We start from the raw sequence: 20,906 nt of genomic DNA on the forward strand, positions 1-20,906 counted from the left end.
ACTTCGGATGGAGCCTCTGGAACAATACATGAAAGAACTATCTGGTTCAGCTCAACGCAACTCGGCTTTCAGCAAAGATATACCCTTTCAGCAATGGCGCGATGAGCTTACCGCAGCATTTACGGAGCGATTAGGTGGCTTTCCAGAAATAGCTGAGGAGCTGCAACCGGTTCTGCTGGAACGTACAGTCTGCTCCGGGTATACCCGTGAACGTATAGAGATAACTACCTATGAAGGGTTGCGCATGCCGCTGTATCTTTTGATCCCGGATCAGCCGTTCTCTACCCCTGCCCCTGCCGTTCTTGCCATTCATGGACATGGCTATGGAAGCCGGGAGATCGTAGGCTTGAATCCGGACGGATCGGATCGGCAGGGAGATCCCGGGCTGCACAAGGACTTCGCTGTTTCACTGGTAAAACAGGGTTTTGTAGTGGCAGCTCCGGAGCTGTTCGGCTTTGGCGACAGACGACTGGAAGAAGACCTAACAAGCGGGGAGCCTGGACGTAATTCCTGCTTCCGCCTGTCATCAGCATTGTTGATGGTTGGGAAGACGATGGCCGGCTACCGTATCTACGAAACCATGCGGGCACTGGATTATTTGCAGACAAGAAAAGAGGTTGAGAGCGAACGGATTGGAATTATGGGTATTTCCGGTGGAGGACAGGTAGCTGGCTTCACAGCTGCACTTGACGAACGAATCGCTTGTGCGGTCGTAAGCGGGTATGCCAATACTTTCGTGGACAGTATTCTGACACGCAATCATTGCCTTGACAATTATATTCCAGGGATTTTGCTGGAAGCGGAGATGCCTGATCTACTGGGCCTCATTGCCCCACGTGGCCTGTTCCTCGAATCGGGAGATGCCGATCATCTGTTTGGCCCGCGCGGAACAAAATTTGCTTTAACCCAGTTGCAGACGATTTACAGGTCGGCGAATCATATCGGACAGGTAGAGGCGGACTTCTTCACCGGAGGTCATGAGATTCATGGTGAACCAGCCTTTGCCTGGCTGCGCAAGCAGCTCACCTGAGCATAAGATTAGACTTCATATGGATGACAAACGAAGGAGGAATAAGGATGTCTATAACTGAAGCAACAACCGTTCGCTTGTCCAGTAAAATTGCGAATACGATTCTTAGAGGGTGCAACAAGCAGGGAGAGCATGAATATGTGCTGGAAAGATGGGCGTATGTTCCGGGCATGTTGCTGATGGCAATGGCCCGGGCGGGTGTTCAGCTCCACCAGTCTGAGTATGTCTCCTTTATGGAGCGGCATATGGACACATTTATTGGAGATGATGGTTCCATCCGTACCTACAGGCTGGAAGAATATAATCTGGACCAGATTAACGAGGGGAAAAACCTGTTCCTGCTATACCAGAAAACCGGAGAAAAACGGTATGCTGAAGCAGCCCATTTGCTGGCCGCACAGCTTATTGGACATCCCCGCACCTCCGAAGGGGGATTCTGGCATAAGAAGGTATACCCTTTCCAGATGTGGCTGGACGGGCTGTACATGGCATCGCCATTCCTAGCGGAATACGGCAAGGTCTTTCAACGACCTGAACTGATTGACGAAGCGGCGCATCAGCTGCTGCTGGTTGAGCGACGGACCCGTGATCCACGGACCGGCCTGCTCTATCATGGCTGGGATGAATCCAAAGAGCAGGAATGGGCTGACTCGTCTACCGGATTGTCCTCTCATTTCTGGAGTCGGGCGATGGGATGGTATGCGATGGCTGTGGTTGATTGCCTGGAGCATTTTCCGCTCACTCATCCGCAGCGGGGGACGATCATTGGCATTTTCCAGCGGATGTGCGGCGCGCTTCTGGAGGTTCAAGACAAGGAGACTGGCCTCTGGTACCAGGTGTTAGATCAAGCGGGGAGAAAAGGCAATTATCTTGAAGCTTCCGGCTCGTGCATGTTTGTTTATGCGATGGCTAAGGGACTAAGATTAGGTTATCTGGAACCCTCTTTTATAGAGGCGATGTTGCAAGGATATGAAGGCATTCTGACGCATTTGACTGAAGAGGATGAACAAGGTGTTCACTTGCACCAGATTTGTCATGGAGCGGGTCTGAGCAAAGACCGTAATGGCTCATACGATTACTATATCTCTGAGGACGTACTGTCGGATGTGCCTATGGGCGTCGCTCCATTGTTATTAGCATCACTTGAAGTGGAACGGTACCAAGCTGAAAAATAACAGAAGCCCAATCATTCCCTAAGAAATGGAATGATTGGGCCTTTTTTTGCTGCCAGATATATATTTATTAGCGTTTCAGCAGATCCTCGCGGATTGGTGTAAAGACATCGAGCAGCGCGGAGTCTGCTTCCAATGCGGTTACACCGTGCTTTGCATCTGGCGGTATGGCAATACTTTGCCCCGCGGTTACCTTATGCTTCTCGCCGTCAATACGAAATTCAAAGCTTCCACGCAGACAGTAGCTCATCTGCTCGTGAGGATGGCTATGCTCATAGCCCTCGGCTCCCTTTTCGAAATGAACCTCCATCATCATCAGACTGGCTGCAGCATTCAAGATACAGCGTTTAACTCCCGGTTCTGCTGGTTCCCATACTCCAAGATTGCTCATGTTCTAATCTTCCTCCTTCTATATAGTTATCGGGGCATGGCGATGTGAATTTTGCCTGCCTCAATTCTTAATTGGGTTGGTTCAGGTTGCCCGGACGTTGACTCAGGTTCTCCGAGAAGCCTAAGCGGTCCGAGACCCGGAACAGTAACAAGGCGTTCCTCCTTGGTGCCGTTGATGGCGGCGATAAACCATTTTCCATCCGTACGGGATATCCTGTACAAGCGTACTCCTTCGACAGCCTCTTCATAATCAAGCTGTTCAAGCTGTAGTGAAGGAGCATCTTCTGTCCGGGGATGAAGCAGAATGACGTAGTCGCTTGTACCACCATAAACACGGAAATGTTGCTGCTCTACCAGCGGATAATTCCCGGCTACAGCGCCTTCTCCCATTGTAATCACTGGAAGTTCTGGCTCGGCGATATAAGCGCTTAGGTGCTTGCCGTTCAGGCAAGCTACATCAATGGATTGCTCCATTATACTTGCATCAGTACTGAGTGTATGCAGATTCCAGACGCTGTTAGATGCTCCCTCGATTCGATCCCATATCAAGTAGACGTTAAAGCCTGCTTTAATGAATAAGAAATTCCGCTCATATCCCCTGGCGTTAGCATCTGGAATAAGACTGCTGGCATGATCTAACTCTTCTGAGAAGCGTACTTCCTTGCATGTGCTTTGCAGTGGCCCATTGGCAAAATTTCCGAATGAATCGGTAAATTGAACAACATTATGAGCTGCGCTGGACACATACCAATGCCGGTCTCCGTTATAGTAACCTCCCGTTCCAGAATCAAGGGTTACTGGAACACCATCTGCCCAGATGGAGAAGTGCCCTTCATCGTGATGAGCGTGATAAGTCAGCGGTGAAGCCTCGTAGATTGCATAATGCTGAAGGTTCTGTTCTCCGTTGCGGAAGATGACATAACCGATATCGGGATAATGTACGGAGTCGAGTGCAGGCCTTTGTTCTGCTAAATCGGGCTGTGGATATAACAGCGCGACCAGAGGCAGAGGAAATGCGCCACTATCCTCAATCGGTTCTCCGCCGTGCTTCCACGTCCAGAGCATTTCCCCGGCAAGCTGGGGGTCTTCGTCCATATAGAATGGGGCAGCGTATCCAAGCAGGCGAAACCATTGTTCCTGCACATTGGCATCGCCGACCGCTGGTGTAAGCAGGATGGGGGAGCCAGAAGAGCCTCCTTGAATAATATCGGGTACAGTCACTGTGCCGATTAGGAAACGGTACATGCCCTTAACCTTTTCATGCTTGAAATAATCAATGCCCTTCAAACGCTTTAATAGGACGAAGAAGAGAAAATAGCGATGCAATACTGCGCCATGGTAGCGAATATTTTCTGGCCATGCGCCGTCTGAATCCACCACTTCTGCCAGCTGCCAGTTGATGACAGAGAGGGCATGATCAAGATATGCCTCACTTTGTTTTTCATTGGGAAAGAGGAGGGCATATACACCCAGTCCGGTTGCCCGGTCGGCATTCCAATTACTGCGTTTTCCTCCCTTTTCATCTGGGAAGGTCTCCAGATCAAACCGGTAGTAGTGGGTATCCATCATCATGTCTGCGATATACCGGAAATGAGCGAGAAGTTCGGTTTCTTCTCCAGTGAGGAATACACTGCTGCCAGCAATCTGATCGTAGATTACCGAAGCAGCAGCGAGCCCCCTCCCGATATGCACCGCGCCGTAAGTATCATCGTCATGCCAGCCGTCTCTACGGAAAATATCCATGCCTACCCGCATATCGGCAAGCATGTACTGGAGCTTTTGCTTGGCTCGAACCGCAAATTCACTTTCACCCGTGATCATATACATATTGGCGTCCGCTCCCGTAGCCTCCAGCAGGTAGGCCCAATTGGTAAGCGTCGGCCGATTAAAAAGCGGGGAGAGCTGCTCGGTTCCCAACGGCTGCCCCGCAGCATTTAGAAAATGGACCCCGATGCAGATTCCTTCGTCTAGAGGAGCTTCCAGACTGAGTGCTGTCTGCACGCTGTAATGATCACCTTCGTATACAGGTATGGTCTCTCCATAATGAAGGATTGTCAATCCCTTCACTTCCTCATTACTGATGCAGATACATTGCAAATCGTCTGCCAGACTAGCGCCAGATGGAGTCACACCAGATGGCTGAAGACCCTGCTGCCAGCTGGCCAATTTCTCTAGATATACTTTGCTTCCGTTTTCTCGGTCCTGACTCCACCCCAGCATCCCAGATTCTAGACCGCCATTCGCTAGTTCAACCGGCAAGCCAAGCTGCGAATGAGTCAGACGCAAGCCCCCGATGCGTGCCGTGCCCTTTCCCCGAATCTGTACAGAAAGCTTCAGGAAGGCCGTACTGGGAGGGGTTTTAAAAACAAAGGGTTCTACCCGGAACACGCCGAGTTTATGGAGTGGCGCAGCAGCTTCTCGGCTGGCAAATTGTTCAGATAGCTGCCGTTGTCTTTCGTACTCTTGCCGGACCTTGGGAAGCTGTTCGATTCTAAGGCGTATGCCCTCCAGCTCTCCTTCCGTATAACACCCGAAGGGGCGTGTACCGCCACCATATGCTGAAATCATCGGTAGTTCTAACCTCCTTGTAAAGTTGTCATATTTCGTGGGTGAGCTTTCTCTTAATTAGTATAAACGTGGCTTTACGAAGGGCGGGATAGATAAACAAATGAAGGAAAGGGGACAAAGCAACTGAAAAAGTGAAATTCTCCCCCAAGCGCAGTCGCTTTCTCCCTAACCGTTACGAACGGATAGAATTATCATTAAGGACATAAGCTTAGTCCAATGGACAGGAGGAACAATAAATGAATTTATCAAAACGTCAAATTAACGCCTGGACCTTCGTTGCTCCCAGTTTGATTCTGACGCTGGTTTTTGGAGTATATCCGATCTTTTGGGCTCTGAAGTACATGTTCTATGATTACCAGGGCTTCGGCGAACCCCTGTTTATCGGACTGGAGAATTTCGAGCGCTTATTAAGGGATCAGGAATTCTGGAAGTCAGTGGTCAACACCTTTATCTACGCTGGAGGCAAGCTGCTCATCACCTTGCCATTATCATTTTTACTGGCGGTTGTCCTTAACCGTGCACTAAAAGGGCGGCAGCTGCTAAGAGCGATTTACTTTATGCCGACCGTAATCAGTGCTTCGGTTATGGCCATCGTATTCTACGTTATCTTTAATTCATACAATGGGATGGTTAACCAGCTATTGGTCGGCTCTGGAATTATTTCCGCTCCGATAGATTGGCTAGGGCCGAAATATGCCTTACTAACAGCTATTATGATTGCGATATGGGGGGCTATCGGTAACTATATGCTGCTCTTTATCGCTGGTTTACAGAACATTCCTGAGGATCTCTATGAGGCGGCATCTATAGATGGAGCTGGACCCTTCAGAAAAATGTGGAACATCACCGTTCCCATGCTCGGACCTGTATTGCAAATGATCATTATGCTCGCTATTACCGCCTCCCTAAAAGGCTATGAGAGTATTATGGTGCTTACCGAAGGCGGTCCTTATGGCAAGACAGAAGTTATGTACCTGTACCTGTATAAGCTGTTCTTCCCTGTATCCAGTGGAGGTACAAGCATTCAGCAATTTGGCTACGGTAGTGCGGTTGGTTTTGCCACAGCAGTTATTGTAGGTCTGATTACCTTAGTCTACTTTTATGTATCTAAAAAGCTAAATGATATCTATTAAAAGAGAGGAGAATGAACAGTGAGTACATTACATGCGGAGACGAAGAATACTTCGGTCCAGCCTGTCCGATCCTTCAAGACCCGAGCGGTGCTGTCCCGGACCTTGCTGTGGATTTTTCTACTTATAGTGGCGGCTTTTGCATTGTTTCCGATTATTCTGGCTTTTTTCGGATCCCTTAAGACCAATCTGGAGTTGACGACAGGAACCACCTTGCTGCCTAAATCTTGGCAGATTGGAAACTACGCGCAGGCTTGGAATTCGGCTAACTTTGCCCGCTTTACATGGAACAGTGTGTTTATCAGTATCTTTACCACCTTAGGCACTCTATTAATTGGAACGATGGCCGCATATGCGGTAGCGAGAGTCGATTTTTATGGGAAACGCATATATGTTGTAATTCAGTCCTGTACGCTGTTCATCTCGATCGGTGCTGTGGTGCTGCGGCCGCAATTTGACCTTATGGTAGCGCTTAATCTACAGAAATCGTTATGGGGTGTCATTATTATTCTGATTAGTGCACATGCTACGGCATTTTTTATGTTGATTGGTTTTGTACGAGCGATTCCGAAGGATCTGGATGAGGCTGCTTTTATTGACGGCTGTAATTTCTATAGCGTATACTTTCGAGTTATCTTACCGCTTCTGACGCCCGCCCTTGGAGTCACGGCGCTCTGGACCTTCCGCGGAGCATGGAACGAATATATTCTGCCGCTGGTTTTTACCATGACTCAGCCAAAATTACAGACACTCACCGTAGGATTGGCGGGGCTAAAATATGGTATCGGCGATGCGGCGCAACCTCAATTGATGCTCGCGGGTGCATGTCTGTCCATGTTGCCAATGATTGTTGTCTATATTTTCGCTAATAAATCGTTCATGCAGATGACAGCTGGCTCTGTAAAGGGCTAAATTCGGGGCGGGCTTCGGACAGCTATTCAAGAAGGATGTGAATACATGCTGAAGGCCTGGGTTTATCGTACCTCTTTGAAGAAAAGAATATGGCTATCTTTTACCGCACTGACGGTATTCTGTATTTCAGTCACCGGTTTATTGGCTTACTCCATTGCTTCTCGGGCGATGGAGCGTAACTCTGTCGAGTTAAATCAAAATGTGCTGAATCAGTCAATCAATGTCCTAGACCAGAAGTTAAAGCAAATCATTGTGGCTTCCTCCACGATGATGTTGAGCGAAGCTTATCAGCAGACCATCCGGGATATTAAAGCTCATAATATGGAACGTTTTTTTGCCAATTTTTCTATGCTGCAAGCGCCCTTCACGCAGGTAGAGTTGACGGAAAACTCTATTGAATCTATCTTGATCAGTACGCCAGACGGGGATTTCTACTCTACCAGCAATCAGCGCAGAACCTTGACCCCATTTCTAGAATCTTCGCTGTACCAACGGGTTAAGGAGAAACCTGAATCCAATTGGGTGGAGAGCCATCGGGACGAGCTATTTGCCGGGAAACATCATGTTATTTCCCTAGTCTTGCAGCCGCTTACAGACAATTATGTCCCTGATCTATTTTTGATCGTTAATGTAAAAGAGGACATTCTTGAAGATACTGTAAGTGGAGGCGGGAGTCTTGGCTCCGCGCGTTTTTTACTGATCAATAAAGAGGGAACAAGCGTCTTCGGAGACGGGGAACGCCCGGAATGGTCTCGGGACTCTGTGTTTTTAGACAAACTGAGGGAGGCGGACCGGGGTAATTTTGAATATTCCGCTGGTGACGGGACAATGCTGCTCAGCTATGCCAGTTCAGGGTATGCAAAAGACTGGGTGTTGGTCAGCTACCTGTCCAAAAAGGAACTGCTGCAACCTGTTCGGAGTATTCAATGGCTGGTGTTGATGATCATGGCGGCATGTATCGTCATCGCGCTTTTTCTTGCAAGGTATCTGTCCGCTTTGCTACTGGGACCGCTGCTGAAACTGCAACGGACGATGTCTCGTGTAGAGCAGGAGGATCTCAGTGCTCGCTTCCAGAGTCCTTTCCAGGATGAGATTGGGGAGGCAGGACGCAAATTTAACCAGATGTTAGACCGGATCGGCGAGTTGATTGTTGAAGTCAAGGATACAGAAAAAGAAAAGAGAAAAGCGGAGATCAAGGCGCTTCAGGCGCAGATCGAGCCTCATTTTTTATATAACACATTAAACACGATTTTCTGGAAATGTGAGATGGATGAATATGAGGACGTGAAACAGATGGTCATTTCGCTGTCTGCGCTGTTTCAGCTGGGACTGAACAACGGGCAGGAAATTACGACCTTAGGCAAGGAACTGGAACATGTCCGCCAGTATCTAAACCTTCAGCAGCAATGTTATGAAGGGTTGTTTGACTATACAATTGATGCCGGAGTGGAACTGCTGGAGCTTCCTGTGTTGAAAATTATTATTCAGCCCTTGGTAGAGAACTCTATCCTGCACGGTCTTAAGGAATTAAGGGGAGGGGGAGTGATCCGGATCTCCGTAGAAGTAGCCAAAAATACACTGCTCATCCGGGTTACCGATAACGGAACCGGCATGAATGCGGAGAAACTCAATGCCTGGCTGAAGGAGCCGAACGGCAGTGGAGGGTACGCTCTGTCTAATATATGTAGCCGACTGCAGCTGTACTACGGCAAAGAAGCCGGATTGGTCTTTCGAAGCAGTCCGCGTGTTGAAACCGAAGCTGTTCTATCCATTCCTGTGGAAGGGGGAATAAATCCTGAGCGCCCATTCAATTAAAATATGTATTGTTGATGATATTCCTGCAGTGGTCCGCGGATTGTCGCAGCGGATTCCTTGGGAGGAACATGGGATTGTGATCGCGGCCACCGCGGCAGACGGGGAAGAAGGTCTGGAGCAGATCCGCAAGCATCGTCCTGACATCGTATTGACGGATATCCGAATGCCTTTTAAGGATGGTTTAGAGATGATGCGGAGCCTTCAAGCGGAGCAGCCAGGCATCAAACTGATTTTTTTGACGGGTTATTCTGATTTCACTTATGCCCAGGAAGCTGTTAAGCTGGGTGCCTTTGATCTGATTGTAAAACCGTACACCAAGGTTCAAGTGCTTGAATCCGTGTTGAAGGCCAAGGAAGTGTTGGAACGGGAACGCAGTCAAGCTGAGCAGATGATGGACATGGAACAAAAGCTGCGCGAGAGCTTACCCTATTTGCGTCAGGAATATATGCGTCTGCTCATCCGTTACGGAACTAGACAGCAGCATTTGAGCCAGCAGTGGGATTTTTACAATATCGAGATGAATAACCATAACTTTTGCGTGATGGTAGCGGAAGTGGATTTTTTTGTGGAACGTACATCAGAACTTACGGTTTCCGAGGTGGAGTTAATCCGCTTTGCCGTACAGAATATTTTGGAAAATACAATATCTGAATACACTCGGGGCATTGTGTTCCGGGAAAATGTGAATCAATTCGTTATTGTGATGAACCCTCTGGCGGAGCCGAATATGGAGCAACTTGCAGAGAAATGCCGGGAAAATGTACATCGGTATACGTACCAGACGGTGTCCATTGGACTGGGTGGAGAGGTAGAAGAGGTAGGGCAGCTTTCTGCTTCTTATGCGCAGGCACTGTCTGCACTTGCGAACACCTTTCTAAATGGTGGGAACAGCGTGTACACCTATGTTGAAGATGCAGTCGTGAATGCCGCGCTACCCAGATACTCATATGACAAGGAGAGAGAATTGCTTTATTGTCTGCGTTCGGCAAATTTGTCCAAAGCAGAGGAGCAGCTGGATAACATTTGGCATGATTGGATTACTGCACCGGCAACGCCTAACCCGTCCATCGTTAAGACACTCTGTCTTGAACTGGCTCATTCTATCCATCGGATTTTTTCGGAAAAAGCAACAGATTCGGAAGTTAAAACTCTGGAAAACAAACTTGCAGACATGAGCAGTGCAGTCTCTTTTGAAGATCTTAGCCGCCAGATTCGGGAATTTTGCCGTTTGGGCTGTACGTATTTGCAACAACGCCAATGCAGTGACGCGCGTATGCTTGTGGATCGGGCCATCACTCATATCAATGGAAATCTGCATCGAAATCTATCCGTCGCCGACTGTGCACGGGAGGTGCATCTTAGTCCTAGCTACTTCTCCAATCTTTTTAAAAAGGAGACAGGGATGACACTCGCCCAATATATTATCGGGAGACGAATGGACAAAGCCAAGGAGCTAGTGCTGGAAGGCATACAGGTTCAGGATATTGCCATCTCTTTGGGCTATGAGGATCGACCCTATTTTACAGAGCAGTTCAAAAAATATACCGGAATGACGCCGACTGACTTTCGTGCAAAATATACCTTACCCAAAGTGGAGGGAAACAGTGATTTCGTCTCCCATTGACAGTTGTTTTCTCCTTCACTGATAAAAGGGCAGCGGAATTATAATTTTCTTAAGAAATGAATGCGATTTCAAAAGAAAAGGGAGGCATTTTAGATGAAAAGAAACAAATGGATATTAGCTGGAGTTTCGCTGATGCTGGCTGGCTCGTTGGCCGCCTGTTCATCATCCGAATCTAATACGGAGGTAAGCAGCAGCAATACAAACTCCGAAAAAACAAAATTGGTCTACTGGACCATTGATCGTCACGATTCTGATTTTATTGAACAAAAAATCAGCGAGTATGAAGGTCTTAATCCCAATATTGAGATTGAAATGAAGGTTATGGCAGAGAACTATACCCAGTCGGTGGATATTGCCTTCTCCAGCATGCAGGCGCCTGATATTCTCCGGGTGGATACTTATAACGTGCCAACGTGGGTCAAAAGAGGGTATCTGGAATCTTTTGATAGCTACATTTCACCAGAGATGAAGAGCCGGTTCGAGAACGTACTTATCAACGAGAAAAATACCGTTGACGGCAAAATATATAGCCTTCCCAATATCGGTCAGTTCTGGCGCCTCATCTATAACGTAGATTTGTTCGAGAAGGCTGGCATTACAGAGCCGCCTACCACACTCGCAGAGATGGTCGAGGATGCCAAGAAAATTACGGAAGCGGGAAAAGATATAGGCGCTTACGGCTTCGCGGGTAATTTCAAAAGTACCAGCGGATTTGAGCGTATCGCTTATCCAATAACAACACTTAGCAAGACTAAGGGCACAGAGGGCTTCGACTTCCAGACCGGGCAATTTGATTTTAGCGTATATAAAGAGGTTGCTGAGGCGCTGCGGCAGATTAAGGTGGATGGAAGCATGATGCCAGGATCGGAATCGCTTGATATCGACCCGCTGCGTGCGCAATTTGCTCAAGGCAAGATCGGTATGTATTTCAACCATTCCGTTGAGCCGACGGTCTACAAAACCCAATTCCCAACTGAAATTCGCTGGGCAGCTGCGATTCCTCCAACTATTGACGGGGAGCAGAAGGGTGTCAGCCAAGTTATTGCAGGAAGTTATTTGGCTATGAGCAAGGATTCTAAGCATAAGGAAGAAGCTTGGAAGTTTATTGAATGGATGTACAGTGATGATGTGCAGATTGCTTATCAGGAAGCAGGGTACGGGGTTTCGGTTATTCCATCGGTTGCTACTGTTGCCAAGGCACCAGACATTGCAGGGATTGAAGATTTTCTGCCTACAAAGTTAGACGGGATTTATCCAGCGACTCCGATGGTCATTAGTGAGGGACGTCTGGAAGGACTAAAGAAGGTTGATGTCTTCAATAGATACATTTTTGGTGGTGGAGATTTAGATAAAGAGCTTCAGGACTTGAATACTCGCTATAATGCGGCACTTGAAAAAGCCAAAGCCGCAGGTGACACCGATATCGAAGCACAGCCGGACTTCGATGCAGGTTCCCTGCAGGGATCATTGGCCAAATAAATCGAAAAGACGCCCCTTCGGCTTCGTATTAATACGAGCTAGGGGCGTCTTTTTTTGATGACTATTAAGATAATTTTTATTCCTCAGTCGTTTTAGCTGTGCTGGGGGTTCCTTTGTTATTGTAGAGCCACAGCGCGTATTCCAGAGGGCGAATAAGGGCTTTGCGGTATGTGGTTCCGTCACCTGATCTTGCGAACACTTCACGGGCGGGCTTTGGATTAACCTCCAGCACGTAAATTTTCCCTTCGCGATCAATGGCGAGGTCCAATGCAAGCTCACATAAGGCTCCGTAACTTTCTTCCAGGAAGGCTGCGGCATCAAGGCCTAACCTCTCGGCAGTCTTCATGACCTTATCGGTTTTATCCTGACTACCCAGCCATTCCTTCAGCAGTGTTTCCGCTCGAACGGCATGACCACCGCCATGAAGATTGGAGGTTACACTCCGCGCTGCACCGACCCGTGCTGCCATACCTGTGAGTTCCCAGACACCTTGCCCATTCTTTTGAACGAGCATCCGGTAATCATGGAAACGTCCGCCCGGCAGACGTAATGGAATCCCTTGTTGGATAAGGAAACGTCCGCCGATGCACCATTGCCGTACGATGGAATCCAGCCGAGTAGAAGAGACTTTACGTGTGGGAATGATTCGGCGATCCTGGCGACGGCCTTGAATATCATATACCCCACGCCCATTCTTCATTCTCTCAATTCTGAGGATGCCACGTCCACCTGTGCCGTTTGCCGGCTTGATATAGACTACTGAATTGGTTTTCAGCATCCGGCGCAGGTCGGCAGAGGACTGATAGAGTAAAGTTTCTGGCATATGTTGCCGGAAACGGCTTTTTTGTGAGAAGGTTTGGTGAATGGTCCATTTGTTGCGCAGTGGACGATTCAGAAATAACAGATGATTGTAGCGTTCTCGGAAACGAAGCAGTTGCTGAAAGCGTGAGCTGCGCTGAATACGGCAACGGTCATAAATCATGTTCGGAAAAGAACGCCATTTGCGTGACCATTTTCCGCTCTTGGGATCAAAGACAAGGGCATGGATCTGCTCTTTACTGGGATGAACATCCATGGGAGTGAATACAAAGACATCCAAGCCAATTCGTTTGCCCTCGACGATCATTCTCCGGTACACGGCCTTTTCTTCAAGCTGCTTGGCTTCGTTAATATATAAAGTAAGAATGCCTAAGACGGGCTCTGGCACAGGAGTTCACCTTCTTGTGGAGAATTAGTAGTGCTGCCGGTATGATGGGGTGACCGGAGCAGTAATGTTGGCTTGCCGGTAGGACCAGTGGTAAGTGTGTCGGCAGCAAGGCCGATATTGAAGCACATCTTTAGGCTAGCTGTATTGTCACAGGCAACACTGCATTGCAGATGCCCGAGGCGTTTCAGCTGGGCAGCCATTAAGGCAGTGCCGGTGTGTCTATTCCGGTAGAAGGGGTGCACAGCGACAAGACAGGCTTCTGCACCGAAACCGGATACGAAGCTGACTCCTGCGAGCTGGCGCCCATTCTGACCGCGTACGGTGGCAACAAGCAGCGAGATACCCGGCTCTGACAACTGATCCGGTGTTAAACGGGCCAGTACTTTGCAAGCTTGGTTTGTGATTCGCTTCTCCCCATGCGCTCTTATAAACTCAAGCAGTCCAGCCAGCCGTGATTTCCACTGTTTGGCATTTGTGTCATAGATGGAGGATATCTGCATGCTGTGTCACATCCTTTTAATGATTTCTATTTAAACTGGCGCGCTAAGTGCTGGCCGTAGTGAAAGATTCGCTCTAGGGACAGCTTGCGGATCGCGGGTTCATCAAATTTCATCGGCCGGGAGTTGGCCTCAAAGAACCAGAGTCCCCCGTTCTCATCTACACCCAGATCCATCGACATCTCTCCGAGCATAGAGTCAGAAGCTCTTTCGATTTGTCTAGCGATAAGAAGGGCGGTTGTAGGCACGCTCTTCAGGATCATGGCTGCTCTTTCGGTTCCAAATGTACTTTCCAGCATGCTGGCAGGCTCTTCAATACTACCGCCGCGTGGTACATGTGTCGTTATACTTCGGGCACCGGCGAGGCGTGCGCCTATGCCGGTCACTCCCCAGCCGCCTCTGCTGTTTTTTTGCAGCAGCACCCGCAGATCAAACGGTCTTCCCCGATGAGTCGCCAGTTCAATAGCCTGCTGCACAATATAACGAGAGATTCCTTTTTCTTTTCCGATTCTTGCCCAGAGCCGGTCCATGGAAGCTGCTTTGTACGTCACATTTTTTTTGCCGCTTTGAATTTGAAGCCGGTAAGGCAAAGCGGTATCTGCACGATATTTCAGGCGCATAATTCCTTTTCCTGCTTTGCCGTTCTCTGGTTTAAGGTAGAGGCTGGTATGCTGGTTCAGCATGGCAGTAAGGGTGTTTGCACTGCGTAATCGTCTCGTTTTTGGAACATGCTTTGAGGTGGAGTGCGAACCCCTTAACCATTCGAATAGACTCCATTTATTGAAAAAATATGGATTATATAGCTTAATGCCTGGATGTTCCAGGCATTGAGCTATTTTACGTACCACAGCAGGTTTTTCCTCATCCTCACGGGTGGGAATCCGGTTATAAATGATTTGTGGAAGAGGTACAGGAATGCTGTACCAGATTTTACCGCTGGACGATGGGACATATCCGTTCACCATCCGTTCCTCAAGCTTGAGGTCACGGACAGTGACGACGTAGACAAGAAATCCCATTTCTTTGCCTGTGCGAATAATGTCCCGGAAGTTGCTGCGGTTGCCATTAAATTGCCGTACTTTATCGCTGGTTGTCAGTATGGCAATAACAGGTTTTGTATCTTCCGGATTATGGGTGCTCACATCTCATCCCTCCTGCGGAATTTGCTGAGGTATAGACAATGCTCCAGAATGTGCTCGATGGAAGCTTTGCCCTCAGCGCGCAGGGAAGGGTGACGGAAGATGGAACGACCTGGTTTGGCGTTGGCCTCGAACATCCAGATGTCTTCATCCTGATCAATTCCGAGATCAAAGCCAATTTCACCGAGCAAATGACGATGCTGGACTTCTAGTGATTCTGCCAGCTTGATGGCTGTAGTCTTTGCACGCTGCAGTACTTCGTCAGCTCTTGCGCCGAATACACGTCCGAGTGCTTGCTGAGGTGTAAGCAATGCTCCTCCATTTTTAAGGTGAGTGGTGACACTGCCACGGCCGGCTTTTTTAGCGCCTATGCCGACTACAATCCACTGATTACTGCCGTTTTTATGCATATGGAACCGGAAATCAATCGGGCAGCCATCTATTTCAATGAGGCGTATTCCCTGCTGAACTATATAATTTTGCAGATTTTGACCGTGACGCGAACGAAGCATACGCATAAGGGCTTCAAAGGTGGTAAAGCGTAAAAGAACGTTTTTTCCTCCCCGACGGTAGCGGGCAAAATACCCCTTTTTCGGGAGATAGGTAAGCCGATAAATGCCGTGACCCAGACTTCCCGCAGAAGGTTTATAGTATACAAAATGATGGTGATCCAGCATTTCTCTCATTTTTTCCGTGGACGGATTGCTGTGGGTTTCAGGTACGTAACGATTTGCCGCCCCATCATTTTCTAAAAGCTTATAGATATCGGATTTATTGAAAAAGCTCCAGTTAAAGTATGGAATTCTTTTCCGCATAAATCGTTCGCGAAGTTGGTTGATATAGGGTGAGGTCTCAGCTCTCCGACTGGGCAAGCGATTATAGACAACATCAGGCAGAGGGACCATTTTTCGTTCAAACTTACCGCTTGAAGTCAAAAAATATCCATAGACCTGTTCCTGTTGCCAGTTGATGTCACGCGGCATAAAGGCAAATATATAACATTTGTTGCTGCCTTCCCGCAGTAATTGCTTGATGAACCCTGTGCGAGAACCGAAAGGCTGAGACGAGGAAGCAGGACCATCGGACAATATGCCAACTAAAGGTCCTAGCTGCACCTCGTCATTCTGTAGATTGCGTAAATAGACACCGCCTGATTTCGGAACCTTGATAGCGCTTTTTACGCCTGAGGCGAGATATAGGTGATTTCCGGCGCGCTTGATGGGCTTGATCATGGTCGGGGTGGCATCTTTACCGAGCCTTAAGCGTATATTTTTTTTCCCGGTTAACTTCAAGCTTTTCATCAGTGCACCTGATACATATACAACTCTTTGGGGCTGCTTAGTGAAATGCACATTGCAAAAAGTGAGACTCATTTATGAATCCTCCTTAGGAACCATTGTTATCATTCTCCCGTTTGTAACGGAGCTGTCCGTAGATAGGGATGGTATCCGTCGTTGTGTGAGCAGTAGATGGCGCGCATAAGACAGTGGATTCTCGGCGGCGAGCTTAGCAGCCCGGCGGTCGCCCGTCAGCCGGAATACCGTGCGCCCTGGCTTGGAATTTGCTTCTAGTAAATGAATCCGACCGCTCGAATCAATACCGAAATCAAGGCCGAGTTCTCCAAGCCTGCCGCATGCAGCCTCCAGTAGTGGAGGCAAGTATGCAGCTTCTGCAGCAAGCTCACGCATGATGTCTTTTCCACCCTGACCATATTCTGCAAGCAAAAAAGGCAGGGGAGAAACAGCTGTTCCGCCGCCATGCAGGTTCGAAGTCAGCGAACCTTGGTTACCCAGCCGTACGGCCATGCCGGTAAGAGTCCAGCGGCCAAGGCCATTCTTTTGCATCAATACACGCACATCGAACGGTTGCCCCTTACTATTAGTTAGGTGCAGGAAAGGCTGTATAATATAGCGGCGTGAGCCGATAAATTCATGAATCCAGTTCAGTCCTTCAGCCTGTGAGTCGAAAACATATTGAAATGGTGTATTTGTTCCGTCACGCCCTCGTACTCTCATGCCTCTGTTCTGCAGTATGGCATGTAATGTACGTTTGCCATGGGTGCCGGCCTTGGGCTTTAGAAAAACTCCATATTCTCTTTCAGCAAGCATTGTACTTAACCTGCGGGTACCGGTATAGAGTACAGTTTCCGGCAGTATTGCCGCTGCTCTCCGGTCGCGCTTCAATATCTCATGTACACCCCATTTATCTGGCAAACCTCGAGACCAAGGTAGAGAACGATGAAGAGAAGAAAGTGCAGCGGAAGCTTCTTTTCTTTCTTTCGGACCTTCGTGAAAACAGCGATTATAGACAATATCTGGCGGTGAAGAAGTGGTATTCTGCCAGCTTCCATCTTTCCAGGTATAGCCGGTAATGGAGGAACCGTCTGCCGCTACTCCGTCTGGATGAAATACGAGGACTTTTAGGCTGTATAGAGGAGCTGCCCGGCATAAATGACTGCAAAACTCTGGCTCGGCGATCGGTGGATTCCCGTTGCGGCGGCCTGTCATAATGCCGAGGAACCCCACTTCTTTTTCAGTCATCGTGTCCTCCTTATAAACCGGCCAAGTAGCGGCAATATAAAATCATTTGCTTGACGGACGGTCTTATTTTTTGATCGTTTAACGGTGTATTATCGTTCTTGGAGGGCTTGGAGTTAACCTCTAAGAGCCATATTCGTCCTGATTGATCCAGTGCCAGATCGATTCCGAGCTCTCCGAAATGAGCGGGGATAAAGGTTTCGACCCCTCTTGCAATGGCAAGTGCTGCTCTGGGCAGCTGAAGCTGAACGTTTTCTTTTGCGCCCGGAGGAAGACTGCTCTTGCTAACCGCTTCTTTCACTGTGCTGAGACTGCCACCTCTAGCTAAATTAGACACGAAGTGATTGCTTCCGGCGGTGCGGGCGACAATGGAGGTAACTCCCCATTTTCCGCTGCCATTCTTCTGAACAAGTGCCCGGAAATCTACAGGTCGCCTTCCTAGCTCCATCAAAGGCAATCCCTGCTGAATCTGGTATCGAGTGGTCTTCATTTTGGGAGCGATGGACTGGTACAATTTAGCGAGAGTGGTGTAGCTTTGCTTGCGTGTACCTATGGAGGTAGTAGACAATAGACGGTAACCTCCGCCTTCTTCTTTAGAGATACGAAGTATGCCTTTGCCGAGACTGCCTCGTACAGGTTTCAAAAATACACTTGGGTAATGGCTGCACATCTTCTTCATTACGGCAAAGCCGTTCAACGCATGCGATTCAGGTAAATACCGCTGCAGGGAAGGGTCTTGCGCTAAAGCTTCAAATACCTCTGTCTTGTCAAGAAATTTTTCGTTGAAGAAATGCGTTCCATATCGCGATTTTACATCCGCCAAAAAATGCTGTACGCTAGGTTTATTCTCCACCTTTCGCGTCGTTAACCGATTGTTGATTACATCGGCAATGGGCAGACTCATTTTTCTCCAACCCTCGTTGTATACCCAGCCCTGAATGGAAGAACTGCGTGTTTCCAGCGCTTCCGGGGTAAAGAAATATACATAGGCGCCTTGTGTGTGGCAGGCATTTGTCAATTCCCGGCAGAACATGGTAATGGGTCCAAACAACCTGTCGAGATTATCTGGATGGTCACGACTGACGAGCACGCCGATCAACGGTCCAAGCCGCAAGGTGCGGCTTACAGAGCTGTAAGAAACGTTGAGGGTTTGTCGGTGTTTCCATCCGGTCCGCCGCGCCAGTCCTTCGCTTACACGCAGGATGTCGGATTTGGGAGCCGAGATAATGGTAACCTCCTGCCGGAAAGAGCCGAATGCCAGCTGGAGTGTTCCGTGAGACGGGATTTTGAGTCTTTTCATGGATTTTTCGCCAAGCATTATAGCGTTTTCCTGCAGGATGCCCGAGTTGACCGTATGGACCGGGATCTTGAATTGGGACATCGTGGATCTCCTTCCGGTAGGCAGCATGATGCCGGCAATTTGGTAGCTAAGGGTTACATATCATTCATCATATGGAGACAGATGACCCTTGGTGATTGACCTAACCGCTAAAAACCTTGCCCAGTCATTTCATAAGCTAGGCCCAAGAAGCGAAACAAGCATGGAATGAGCGAATATTGGAAACTAAAGCAGCGTGGATTCAGGAAGCAGCTGCTAACAAAACTTAAGCGTATGTTTTCGGAGTGAGTTTTTAGAGCAGAGTAGATTCAGGAAGCAGCTGTTACAAAACCTAAGCGTAAGCTTCCGAAGTGAGTTTTGCACGAAGACGATAGGAAGTGTACGCTAACAAAACTTAAGCGTAAGTTTCCGAAGTGAGTTTTGCACGAAGACGATCTGAGGAGTGTACGCTAACAAAACTTTTAGGAGGAATCATAATGAGCATTCACGACAAAGCACATGAACTGGCGAAAGCCATTAAAGAGAGCAGCGAGGTATCGGACATCAGAAATGCCATGAAGGTCGTAGAAACGGATCCTGAAGCGAAAGCGATGCTGGACAATTTCCGCCAAGGTCAGATGGAGCTGCAACAACGGATGATGAGCGGAGAAATGCCTCCACAGGAAGAAATGGAAAAGATGGAGAAGCTGTTCGAGGTGCTTAATTTGAATCTTGGCATTCGTCGTCTGTTCGATGCGGAACGCCGTCTGAGCGTTGTAATCGAGGATGTAAATAAAATTATCACCGAGAGTTTGTCCCAATTGTACGGTGAATAAATTTCAGCAATGAAAATCAAAAGAGGGTGTTCCCGAAGCCGATGGCTCTGGAAGCACCCTCTTTCTTGTGGCTGTGACTATATGGCTAGCCTAAGCTCAAGCTCGACCTCGACCTCGACCTCAACCTCAACCTCAACCTCAACTAATCTTGTTTACCTTCGACTGCGCAGAGAAGAATACCAGCTGCCAAACCTAAGCGGCGATCAAGCTTGCCTTTTCGATCCTCCGAGAAGTCAGCCATAATTTTGGTGACAAATGGATTGAAATTTTGCTTGAAGGCAGGGATCGTAGTATCATCCATCTCGATATTATATTTCTGCGGAATAATAGCGATGAAGCGGCGCAGTAAAGCCATCGCGGTGCTGTCTTCCTTGATTTTTCCGATTTCCTGATCATGACGGTCAAGAATAATCCATTCATCCTTCAAAATAGATTTGAGACCCTTACGGCGAAAAGCACCAATATGCTCACCGGACTCTGTATCGTGTACATCATAAGTAGCGCTAAAATCGACGACGCTACGGGCTTTTATGCGCAGAAGCTCCTTCTGCATAGATTCATCCGTATAAAGTGCAATGTCTTCTTTAAGCTTGAACGCTTTCATTTGTGAATAGAGCACAAGCTGCTCAGAGCTGTCAAAAATATGAAGTTTCGCACCCATGATCGAAAATACCTTTTTGCGAATTATGTATTCGGTATGATTATAAGCTGCATTCAATTCAAAAACGCCTCCCCTAAATGAAATCATCATCTCATATATAAGCGTCTCTTGCTATATAAATGCTAACCTTTTATACATAATTTTGAAAAGGTTATATTTTTAATGGACTTGTCTCATATTACGGGCCTCATGTTCATAGAGTAGAGATATAGATTCAATCGAATATCCTGTCTACGAAGGAGCTGTTATTAATGAGAAAAAGAAACAAGTTCAAACACGGTGTCTATCTCTTGCTGGCGTTGGCCATGCTTTTGTATGCACTGCCGAAGCTTTCGCTTGCGAATGGACCGAGTTGGGTGTTTGGTTTTGGAGTCGTCTGGTCACTTTTTGCGTTTATGGTCATTGCGGCACATCTGCATTTTATTATCGGGGTTGATGAGGAAAAGACCAAACGTTTGGAAGCTGTGCGAAAAGCAAAGCTGGAGCAATGGCAGACAAAGTGGAATGAAGAAACTAGAGTTTCGCAAAGATAATAGAGTTGGGGTCGATTACTAAAAAAGCTAGATTAGCTTCAGGTCTCTCGAAAAGCAC

Annotated in this window: 18 protein-coding genes; 9 read left to right on the plus strand and 9 right to left on the minus strand. The window is 48.0% G+C overall.

Annotation, left to right across the window (positions count from 1 at the left end):
* Positions 1-7: 7 nt before the first annotated feature.
* Together NYE35_RS09335 and NYE35_RS09340 are read left to right on the plus strand one after the other, a co-directional pair.
* Positions 8-1,030 carry an alpha/beta hydrolase family protein gene (locus tag NYE35_RS09335; protein WP_341120739.1) on the plus strand — a complete coding sequence of 341 codons (1,023 nt, stop codon included), beginning with the start codon at positions 8-10 and terminating at the stop codon, positions 1,028-1,030.
* Between the two features lie 47 nt (positions 1,031-1,077).
* Positions 1,078-2,205: a glycoside hydrolase family 88/105 protein gene (locus NYE35_RS09340; protein WP_038569650.1), complete on the plus strand. Its 1,128-nt coding sequence runs from the start codon at positions 1,078-1,080 to the stop codon at positions 2,203-2,205.
* A 67-nt stretch (positions 2,206-2,272) separates the two neighbouring features.
* Here NYE35_RS09340 and NYE35_RS09345 read toward each other — a convergent pair whose 3' ends face one another.
* Both NYE35_RS09345 and NYE35_RS09350 read right to left on the minus strand, forming a co-directional pair.
* Positions 2,273-2,593 carry a cupin domain-containing protein gene (locus NYE35_RS09345; RefSeq protein ID WP_036683993.1) on the minus strand — a complete coding sequence of 107 codons (321 nt, stop codon included), beginning with the start codon at positions 2,591-2,593 and terminating at the stop codon, positions 2,273-2,275.
* 26 nt (positions 2,594-2,619) lie between these two features.
* Entirely contained in the window at positions 2,620-5,160 is a 2,541-nt protein-coding gene (locus NYE35_RS09350) for a heparinase II/III domain-containing protein (RefSeq protein WP_341120741.1), read from the minus strand.
* Positions 5,161-5,396: 236 nt separating this feature from the next.
* Between NYE35_RS09350 and NYE35_RS09355 the strand changes: the two genes are divergently transcribed.
* The 5 genes from NYE35_RS09355 (at position 5,397) to NYE35_RS09375 (ending at position 12,120) form a co-directional block, all read left to right on the plus strand.
* Positions 5,397-6,293, plus strand: coding sequence for a carbohydrate ABC transporter permease (locus NYE35_RS09355; RefSeq protein ID WP_038569654.1), 897 nt, complete (start codon positions 5,397-5,399; stop codon positions 6,291-6,293).
* 90 nt (positions 6,294-6,383) lie between these two features.
* Positions 6,384-7,202 (plus strand): carbohydrate ABC transporter permease, encoded by an 819-nt coding sequence (locus NYE35_RS09360; RefSeq protein WP_036684144.1) that lies wholly within the window; start codon positions 6,384-6,386, stop codon positions 7,200-7,202.
* Between the two features lie 45 nt (positions 7,203-7,247).
* Complete coding sequence (locus NYE35_RS09365; protein ID WP_036683988.1) at positions 7,248-9,017, plus strand: cache domain-containing sensor histidine kinase; 1,770 nt, start codon at positions 7,248-7,250, stop codon at positions 9,015-9,017.
* 7 nt (positions 9,018-9,024) lie between these two features.
* A complete protein-coding gene (locus NYE35_RS09370) occupies positions 9,025-10,641 on the plus strand; it encodes a response regulator (protein ID WP_256715441.1) in 1,617 nt (538 codons plus the stop codon).
* Between the two features lie 93 nt (positions 10,642-10,734).
* Complete coding sequence (locus tag NYE35_RS09375) at positions 10,735-12,120, plus strand: ABC transporter substrate-binding protein (RefSeq protein ID WP_036683984.1); 1,386 nt, start codon at positions 10,735-10,737, stop codon at positions 12,118-12,120.
* 76 nt (positions 12,121-12,196) lie between these two features.
* Here NYE35_RS09375 and NYE35_RS09380 read toward each other — a convergent pair whose 3' ends face one another.
* From NYE35_RS09380 to NYE35_RS09405, 6 genes are read right to left on the minus strand one after another with little or no spacing between them, the layout of a single operon-like run.
* Entirely contained in the window at positions 12,197-13,327 is a 1,131-nt protein-coding gene (locus NYE35_RS09380; RefSeq protein WP_036683982.1) for a YheC/YheD family endospore coat-associated protein, read from the minus strand.
* Positions 13,309-13,827, minus strand: a complete 519-nt coding sequence (locus NYE35_RS09385; RefSeq protein WP_036683981.1) for a GNAT family N-acetyltransferase — start codon at positions 13,825-13,827, stop codon at positions 13,309-13,311. Before NYE35_RS09385 ends, NYE35_RS09380 begins: the two co-directional genes overlap by 19 nt.
* Positions 13,828-13,853: 26 nt before the next feature.
* Positions 13,854-14,966, minus strand: coding sequence for a YheC/YheD family endospore coat-associated protein (locus NYE35_RS09390; RefSeq protein WP_036683979.1), 1,113 nt, complete (start codon positions 14,964-14,966; stop codon positions 13,854-13,856).
* A complete protein-coding gene (locus NYE35_RS09395) occupies positions 14,963-16,336 on the minus strand; it encodes a YheC/YheD family endospore coat-associated protein (RefSeq protein WP_036683976.1) in 1,374 nt (457 codons plus the stop codon). Before NYE35_RS09395 ends, NYE35_RS09390 begins: the two co-directional genes overlap by 4 nt.
* Positions 16,337-17,503 (minus strand): YheC/YheD family endospore coat-associated protein, encoded by a 1,167-nt coding sequence (locus NYE35_RS09400; RefSeq protein WP_076099995.1) that lies wholly within the window; start codon positions 17,501-17,503, stop codon positions 16,337-16,339.
* Between the two features lie 10 nt (positions 17,504-17,513).
* Complete coding sequence (locus tag NYE35_RS09405) at positions 17,514-18,881, minus strand: YheC/YheD family endospore coat-associated protein (protein WP_036683975.1); 1,368 nt, start codon at positions 18,879-18,881, stop codon at positions 17,514-17,516.
* A 434-nt stretch (positions 18,882-19,315) separates the two neighbouring features.
* Here NYE35_RS09405 and NYE35_RS09410 point away from each other — a divergent pair, with 434 nt between their 5' ends.
* Positions 19,316-19,654 carry a YlbF family regulator gene (locus tag NYE35_RS09410; RefSeq protein ID WP_036683973.1) on the plus strand — a complete coding sequence of 113 codons (339 nt, stop codon included), beginning with the start codon at positions 19,316-19,318 and terminating at the stop codon, positions 19,652-19,654.
* Between the two features lie 142 nt (positions 19,655-19,796).
* Here the strand turns inward: NYE35_RS09410 and NYE35_RS09415 are convergent, their stop codons facing one another.
* On the minus strand, positions 19,797-20,372 hold the full coding sequence (locus tag NYE35_RS09415) for a hypothetical protein (RefSeq protein WP_036683971.1): 576 nt from the start codon (positions 20,370-20,372) through the stop codon (positions 19,797-19,799).
* Positions 20,373-20,566: 194 nt separating this feature from the next.
* Between NYE35_RS09415 and NYE35_RS09420 the strand changes: the two genes are divergently transcribed.
* On the plus strand, positions 20,567-20,848 hold the full coding sequence (locus NYE35_RS09420; protein ID WP_036683968.1) for a hypothetical protein: 282 nt from the start codon (positions 20,567-20,569) through the stop codon (positions 20,846-20,848).
* Positions 20,849-20,906: the final 58 nt, after the last annotated feature.

Origin of the sequence: Paenibacillus sp. FSL L8-0494 (genome assembly GCF_038003695.1) — a bacterium.
In the GTDB taxonomy this organism is placed as follows: Bacteria; Bacillota; Bacilli; order Paenibacillales; family Paenibacillaceae; genus Paenibacillus_AQ; species Paenibacillus_AQ odorifer.